Raw genomic sequence first — 7,896 nt, forward strand, 5'->3', positions numbered from 1 at the left:
GAACCACCAGCGTTCTCCGACCGTTTACCTGTTGAACTGCATCAGCTGCCGAACTGCGCGATGTATCGAGTAGACCGTACGCGGTAACGTGGCTTGTCCGCATCCGTTCTGCCCGACCCGGTCGGTGCCGGTATGGATACGGCCCCGCCCGACGCATAGTAGGCATACACCGGAAACACCGGAAAGGACTGGCCCGCCGGCCGACGCTCTATGAACCGCAAGACAGTGTTTCGCAACCTGGCCATAGTCGCGGGCATCCTGCTCGTGATCTATCTGGTCAGCTACTTCAGCAACGACACGCGCGGCTGGAAGAACGTCGATACCTCGGTGGCGCTCACCCAGCTTGCCGACAAGCAGAACGTCAAGCAGGTCCAGATCGATGACAAAGAACAGCAGCTGCGCATCACCCTGAAACAGGGAAACGACGCCACCGGCGGCCAGACCCAGATCATGGCCAAGTACCCCGGCGGCAGCGAGGTCTCCGCGCAGATCCTGCGCGACGTGCAGCAGTCCGGAGCGCCGTTCAACACCGCGGTCAAACAGGACAGCTGGTTCACCCAGGTGCTGCTGTTCGTGCTGCCGATGGTGATTCTGCTGGGTCTGTTCGTCTTCGTGATGGCCCGGATGCAGGGCGGTGGTCGCGGCGGCATGATGGGCTTCGGTAAATCCAAGGCCAAACAGCTGTCCAAGGATATGCCCAAGACCACATTCGCCGATGTGGCCGGTGCCGACGAGGCCGTCGAAGAGCTGTACGAGATCAAGGACTTCCTGCAGAATCCGGCTCGCTACCAGGCGCTTGGCGCCAAGATCCCCAAGGGCGTGCTGCTCTACGGCCCGCCCGGAACCGGTAAGACACTGCTGGCCCGCGCGGTCGCGGGTGAGGCCGGGGTGCCGTTCTTCACCATCTCCGGTTCCGACTTCGTCGAGATGTTCGTCGGCGTCGGCGCCTCCCGCGTGCGTGACCTGTTCGACCAGGCCAAGCAGAACAGCCCCTGCATCATCTTCGTCGACGAGATCGACGCGGTCGGCCGCCAGCGCGGCGCCGGCCTCGGCGGTGGGCACGACGAGCGCGAGCAGACGCTGAACCAGTTGCTGGTCGAGATGGACGGTTTCGGCGACCGCACCGGTGTGATCATCATCGCGGCCACCAACCGCCCGGACATCCTGGACCCGGCGCTGCTGCGCCCGGGCCGCTTCGACCGCCAGATCCCGGTCGGCAATCCCGACCTCGCCGGTCGGCGCGCGATCCTGCGGGTGCATTCGCAGGGCAAGCCGATCGCCCCCGATGCCGATCTGGACGGCCTCGCCAAGCGCACCGTCGGCATGTCGGGTGCGGATCTGGCCAACGTGATCAACGAGGCGGCGCTGCTCACCGCGCGTGAGCACGGCAACGTCATCACCGGACCGGCGCTGGAGGAATCGGTCGATCGCGTAATCGGCGGCCCGCGGCGCAAGAGCCGGATCATCAGCGAGCACGAGAAGAAGATCACCGCCTACCACGAGGGTGGTCACACCCTGGCCGCGTGGGCGATGCCGGATATCGAACCCGTCTACAAGGTCACCATCCTGGCCCGCGGTCGCACCGGAGGGCACGCCATGACCGTGCCTGAGGACGACAAGGGCCTGATGACCCGTTCGGAGATGATCGCCCGCCTGGTGATGGCGATGGGTGGCCGCGCCGCCGAGGAGTTGGTCTTCCACGAGCCGACCACCGGCGCCTCGTCCGATATCGACCAGGCGACCAAGATCGCGCGTGCGATGGTCACCGAATACGGCATGAGTGCCCGGCTGGGCGCGGTGCGCTACGGGCAGGAGCAGGGCGACCCGTTCCTGGGCCGCACGATGGGCACCGGCTCGGACTACTCGCACGAGGTGGCCCGCGAGATCGACGAGGAGGTGCGCAACCTCATCGAGGCCGCGCACACCGAGGCCTGGGCGATCCTCAACGAATATCGCGACGAACTCGACGCGCTGGCCACCGCGCTGCTGGAGCGCGAGACCCTGCACCGCAAGGACCTCGAGCAGGTGCTCGCCACCGTCGACAAGCGTCCGCGCATCACCGCCTTCAACGATTTCGGTGAACGCGTGCCCTCGGATCGGCCGCCGGTGAAGACCCCGCGCGAGCTCGCCGCCGAACGTGGTGAGCCGTGGCCGGAGGAAGTCGAGACCCGCAAGCCGAACCAGCAGCCGGCTCCGCAGCCGGTGCCGGCCAACGGTTATCCGCAGGAGGGCCATCGCAACCCGGCCCCGGCTCCGACCGGCTACAGCTATCCGGCCCCGCAGCCCGGGAACTACCCGCGGCCCGCGGGTGGCCCGGGATATCCGCGGCAGAGTACGCACGGCTCCCGGCCGGATTACGGCGCTCCCGCCGGGTGGTCGGCTCCGGGCTGGCCGCCGCAGGAGGATCCGTCCGCGGGCGGATCGCCGCAGCAGCCGGAGTACGGCGGCGCCCCTCAGGGCGGCGGCTCGCAGGGATACGGCGAGCCCCAGCGCTATGGCGAGCCGCAGCGTTACGGCGGCGGTCATCGCCGGCCCGAATGGCCCGGAGATCAGGACGGATCGACGCAGAACGGCACTCAGGATCACGGCGATTGGGACGGACCGAACAGCCACCGCTGACCGGCTGCGATTAGGCTCGACGGTCGAACCGCGCTGTCGGCGCGTTGATTTACGTGATTGTGGAGGTGTCCTCGTATGTCGGCCAACAACAGCGCTCCCGCCGGGTCCGATTCGGCGTCGGGCGCGGGTGCCGCCGTGGTTGCGGAGGAACCGGCTCCGATCGCGCTGGGTACCGGTCGGCCCTTCGACCAGAAGCGGGCCGAGGAAGCGGTACGGGAACTACTGGTCGCGGTCGGGGAGGATCCCGACCGCCCCGGGCTGATCGATACCCCCGCCCGGGTCGCGCGCGCCTATCGCGAGATGTTCGCGGGCCTGTACGTGGAACCTGATTCGGTGCTGAACACCACCTTCGACGAAGGGCATCAGGAATTGGTGCTGGTGCGCGACATCCCGATGTACTCGACCTGCGAACATCACCTGGTGTCCTTCCACGGGGTCGCCCACGTCGGATATATTCCGGGCCCGCACGGCCGGGTCACCGGTCTGTCCAAATTGGCCCGCCTGGTCGACCTGTACGCCAAGCGGCCGCAGGTCCAGGAGCGGTTGACCAGCCAGATCGCCGATGCGGTCATGCGGAAGCTGGATCCGCGGGGCGCCATCGTGGTGGTGGAGGCCGAGCATCTGTGCATGGCGATGCGCGGCATCCGCAAGCCGGGCGCGAGCACCACCACGTCCGCGGTCCGCGGCCTGCTGCAGACCAACGCGTCCTCGCGCGCCGAAGCTCTCGACCTGATCCTGCGCAAATGAGCGATCGCCCATGAGCGCATTGATCACTCCCCGGGACGGGCGCTCGTGCGTGGTGATGGGCGTGGTGAACGTCACCAGCGACTCCTTCTCCGACGGTGGCCGCTACCTCGATCCGGCTGTCGCGGTCGCCCACGGCGTGCGGCTGTACGAGGCGGGCGCCGACATCATCGATGTGGGCGGTGAGTCCACCCGTCCGGGCGCCGTCCGCATCGATCCGGAGACCGAGGCCCAGCGGGTGGTCCCGGTGATTCGCGGTCTGGTGGAAGCCGGCGTGCCGACCAGTGTGGACACCATGCGGGCGAGTGTCGCGGCCGCCGCGATCGACGCCGGAGTGAGCGTGGTCAACGACGTATCCGGTGGTCGTGCGGATGCCGAGATGGTGAAAGTCGTTGCCGCCGCTGAGATCCCGTGGATTCTGATGCACTGGCGGGCGAATGCCGACCATCGCCACATCGGCCCCGCCGATCACTACGACGACGTCGTGCGCGAGGTGCTGACCGAACTTTCGTCCCAGGTGGATCTGGCCATGGCGGCCGGCGTGCATCCGAGCCGGCTGGTACTGGACCCCGGCCTCGGCTTCGCCAAGAACGCCGAGCACAACTGGGCCCTGCTGGGCGCACTACCGGAACTGACGGCCCAGGGGTTGCCGATTCTGGTCGGCGCCTCCCGCAAGCGTTTCCTGGGGTCGCTGCTGGCCGACGAGTCCGGACCCCGCCCGCCCGACGGGCGTGAGGTCGCCACCGCCACCATCTCCGCTCTGGCCGCTCAGCACGGCGCATGGGGCGTGCGCGTGCACGATGTGCGGTCGTCGCTCGACGCCATCGCCGTCGCGGATGCCTGGCGGCGAGCCGCCGAGTCTGCGGGGCGGCGAGCCGCCGAAGCCGGTTCACACAATCAGGGGAGCGAGTGAGTACCGATCGCATCGAGCTGCGCGGTCTGCGCGCCTACGGGCACCACGGCTGCTTCGACTTCGAGCGCCGCGACGGCCAGGAATTCCTGGTCGACATCACCCTGTGGCTGGATTTCGCGAAGGCGGCCGCGACCGATGAGCTGTCGGCCACCGTCGACTACGGCGAGCTGGCGCAACGCGCGGTCGCGATCGTCTCCGGCCCGCCGCGCAATCTCATCGAGACCGTCGCCGCCGAGATCGCCGACGATGTGATGCGCGACGAGCGCGTCACCGCGGCGGAGGTGGTCGTGCACAAGCCCTCGGCGCCGATTCCGCACACCTTCGCCGATGTCCGCGTGGTGGCCACCAGGCGGCGAGGATTACCGCCGACCCCGGAGGTGGCCGGATGAGCCGTGCGGTGCTGTCGATCGGGTCGAATCTGGGGGATCGGCTCGCCCATCTCCGCAGTGTGGTGGCGGCGCTGACGCCGCAGCTGGTCGCCGTCTCGTCGGTGTACTCGACCGCTCCGTGGGGTGGAGTGCCGCAGGAGGACTACCTCAATGCCGTTGTGGTGGTCGAGGATTCGGAGCTGGGCCCGCGCGATTGGCTCGAACGCGGACAGCGGTTGGAACAGCGGTCCGGGCGTGTCCGCGAGATCCGCTGGGGCGCGCGGACTCTGGATGTCGACGTGATCTGGTGCGCGGAGCGTGGCCCCGCGGGGCTGCATCCGGTGACCAGTGCGGACCCGGAACTGACACTGCCGCATCCGCAGGCGCACAATCGCGCGTTCGTCCTGGTTCCGTGGGCCGAAGTCGAACCCGACGCGACGCTGGAGGTGCTCGGCCGGACCCGGCCGATTCGGGAACTGCTCGCCGAGCTCGATCCGGACGAGATCGACGGCGTCCGGCTCACCGACCTGTCGCTGTCCGCGGCGCAACGATGAACGGCGGCTGGTCATGAACGTCATGAGGCCGACCAAGATTCTGGATCTGCTCGCCAATGTCGTGATCGCCGCCGCGGTGGCGTGGGTGGCGACTCGGTGGGCCTATTCGAGCTTTCCGCCGATCACGGTGATCGCGGCCGCCTCGCTGTATCCGGTGGCCGCCGTGGAAGCGGTGCTGGCGTTCGTGATTCGCGCCCGCGTCGGCGATCACCGCATCGGTGACGGGCCGAAACAGTTGCATCCGATCACCGCAGCCCGCGCGGTGGCGCTGGCGAAGGCTTCGGCGCAGGTGGGGTCCCTGGCGGCCGGCGTGTGGCTGGGCTTTTTGATCTGGGTGCTGCCGCAGCGGTCGGATATTCGCGCGGCCGCCTCGGACACCCCCGGCGCCATCGTGGGTTTGATCGCCGGTGTGGTGCTGGTCGCCGCCGCGCTGTGGCTGGAGTATTGCTGCCGCGCGCCACATGAGCCACCAGACGAACCGGCTACCTCATAGCTAACGCAATCGAGTGGAGTTCCGGACCGGCTGCGCGCCGGAATCCGCTATTCGAGCTACCCTTGCGGACATGGTTTCACCCTCCCGTAGCAGTGCTTCCCCGCGACAGCGGGACAACGCGGGAAAAATCGTCGTCGGCGTATTAATTCTGCTCGGTCTGATTGCCAGTGTGTTTCTGATTTTCAGCAACAATGTGCAGTTGGTCCGGGTCGGTTTGGTCGCGGCTCTGTGGGCCGCCGCGGTGGCCGCGCTGGCGGCGACCCGCTATCGCCGGGATGCGGCGATCGATCAGGCCAAGGCTCGTGACCTGCAGAAGGTCTACGAGTTGCAGCTCGAACGCGAGATCACCGCCCGCCGCGAATACGAACTCGGTGTCGAATCGCGGGTGCGCCGGGAGGTCGGTGCGGACGCCGCCGAACTGGCTGCGCTGCGCAGCGAACTGACCGTGTTGCGCGAAAGTCTGCAGCGGCTGTTCGACGGCGACCTACTGGTCGACCGACCGGCGCTGCGCGCCGAGGCCGTGCGGGTGCAGGAGCTCACCCACGCGACCGTGGCGAACGGTAGCTCGCAGGAAACCGACACCTGGGACGCGTGGAGCGCACCTGCCGTGCCGCTGCACGTGGTCTCGCCGGTCTTCGATCCCGATCATCCCGAACCCCCGGCCTTCGCCAGTCCGTACGACGATCCGGTGACGGCCGAGACCGCCGTGGTGTCGGCGGAGGCGCTGGATGAGGAGGGGGTTTCGTCCGGACCGTCGGTGAACGGCGACGGAAACGGCGGTCGCCAGGGTGGGGAAGCGCAGTCCGGATCGTCGGAGTTTCAGCCGCCGGAGTCCCTGTCGCCGGAGTCCGGATCGGCCCCGTCCGGCGACCGGCAGATCGACGATCCTTCGACGAGTTCGGCGAAATCCGCCACCGCGTCGGCGAACGGCACTTCCGAGCCGGCGACCACGGAGTCCGGCGACTCGCGCCGGAGTTCCTCGGTGCCGCGGCTGGCTCCCGTCCAGCCCACGACGACCATGGGTACCGCCGGTTCCCGCCGTCGTCGCCACGCCGATTCCGACGAGGATCAGCCGGGGCGCAAACTCACCGTCGCGGAGATCATGGCGAATCTGCGATCGGAGCAGAACAGCTCGTAATGCCCGCGATCACGCCTGTGAAACAGGTTGCATGTGACGCTAAGTATCGGTAACTTTCGCAGGAGAGTACTGCGAAGGAGACACCGAAGATGCTGTCCACTGCCGTAAAGAACACGTCGGCCGATCCCGAGTATCACGAGATCCTGCGCGGTCTGTCCGAGGGGTCGGTGCACAAGAACTTCGACCCCTACGTCGACATCGATTGGGATTCACCGGAATTCGCGGTCGATCCCACCGACACCCGCTGGATCATGCCGGACGAGGATCCGCTGGGACGCCATCCCTGGTACAAGGCGCAGCCGGTGGAACGCAAAATCGCCATGGGTATGTGGCGCCAGGCGGGTATCGCCAAGGTCGGCCTGGACTTCGAGCAACTGCTGATCCGCGGTCTGATGCAGTACCTGGTGTCGGTGCCCAACGGTGATCCGGAATTCCGCTACGTGACGCACGAGGCGGCCGAAGAGTGCAACCACACGATGATGTTCCAGGAGATGATCAACCGCATCGGCGAGGATGTGGTCGGCATGGGCACCGTCGACCGCAAGCTGACCATGATCATCTGGCCGGCCGTGAAGTACTTCCCGGAACTGTTCTTCACGATGATCCTCGGCGGTGAGGAACCCATCGACCACCTGCAGAAGTCGCTGCTGCGCGCCGGTACCGACCTGCATCCGATGGTGCAGCGGGTGATGCAGATCCACGTGGCGGAAGAGGCGCGCCACATCTCGTTCGCACACGAATATCTGCGCCGCAACGTGCCCGGCATGAATCCGGCCACGAAGTTCGTGCTGTCGCTGCTCTTCCCGACCGCGATGCGGATCATGCTCGACATGATCATGACTCCGCCCAAGGAGTTCGTGGAGAAGTTCGACATCCCCGCGGAGGTGATGCGCGAGGCCTATTGGGGCAGCACCGAATCCCAGGTCACCATGCGCAACATCTTCGGCGACGTCCGAGCACTGGCCACCACCAGCGGCCTGATGAACCCCGTGGCCAAGGTCGCCTGGCGCCTCCTGGGCATCCACGGCCCCACCTCCCGCTACCGCAGCGAACCCGCCCGCAAGGCC

General features: G+C 67.4%; 8 protein-coding genes. All 8 read left to right on the forward strand.

Annotated features, from left to right (window positions below):
• The first annotated feature begins 210 nt into the window (after positions 1-210).
• Positions 211-2,619, forward strand: a complete 2,409-nt coding sequence (ftsH, locus tag ACPCUW_RS06840) for an ATP-dependent zinc metalloprotease FtsH (RefSeq protein WP_423424021.1) — start codon at positions 211-213, stop codon at positions 2,617-2,619.
• Between the two features lie 75 nt (positions 2,620-2,694).
• On the forward strand, positions 2,695-3,366 hold the full coding sequence (gene folE, locus ACPCUW_RS06845; RefSeq protein WP_423424022.1) for a GTP cyclohydrolase I FolE: 672 nt from the start codon (positions 2,695-2,697) through the stop codon (positions 3,364-3,366).
• Positions 3,367-3,376: 10 nt separating this feature from the next.
• Positions 3,377-4,276, forward strand: coding sequence for a dihydropteroate synthase (folP, locus tag ACPCUW_RS06850; RefSeq protein ID WP_423424023.1), 900 nt, complete (start codon positions 3,377-3,379; stop codon positions 4,274-4,276).
• Positions 4,273-4,665 (forward strand): dihydroneopterin aldolase, encoded by a 393-nt coding sequence (gene folB / locus ACPCUW_RS06855; RefSeq protein WP_030517350.1) that lies wholly within the window; start codon positions 4,273-4,275, stop codon positions 4,663-4,665. The genes folP and folB overlap by 4 nt, the downstream gene beginning before the upstream one ends.
• On the forward strand, positions 4,662-5,198 hold the full coding sequence (gene folK, locus ACPCUW_RS06860; RefSeq protein ID WP_423424024.1) for a 2-amino-4-hydroxy-6-hydroxymethyldihydropteridine diphosphokinase: 537 nt from the start codon (positions 4,662-4,664) through the stop codon (positions 5,196-5,198). Before folB ends, folK begins: the two co-directional genes overlap by 4 nt.
• A 22-nt stretch (positions 5,199-5,220) precedes the next feature.
• Positions 5,221-5,691 carry a DUF3180 domain-containing protein gene (locus tag ACPCUW_RS06865; protein ID WP_063010222.1) on the forward strand — a complete coding sequence of 157 codons (471 nt, stop codon included), beginning with the start codon at positions 5,221-5,223 and terminating at the stop codon, positions 5,689-5,691.
• 70 nt (positions 5,692-5,761) lie between these two features.
• Entirely contained in the window at positions 5,762-6,829 is a 1,068-nt protein-coding gene (locus ACPCUW_RS06870) for a DUF6779 domain-containing protein (RefSeq protein ID WP_423424025.1), read from the forward strand.
• Between the two features lie 89 nt (positions 6,830-6,918).
• On the forward strand, positions 6,919-7,896 hold a 978-nt coding region (locus ACPCUW_RS06875; protein ID WP_423424026.1), incomplete at its 3' end, for an AurF N-oxygenase family protein.

This window comes from Nocardia sp. AB354, assembly GCF_049538315.1.
GTDB classification, from domain to species: Bacteria; Actinomycetota; Actinomycetes; order Mycobacteriales; family Mycobacteriaceae; genus Nocardia; species Nocardia nova.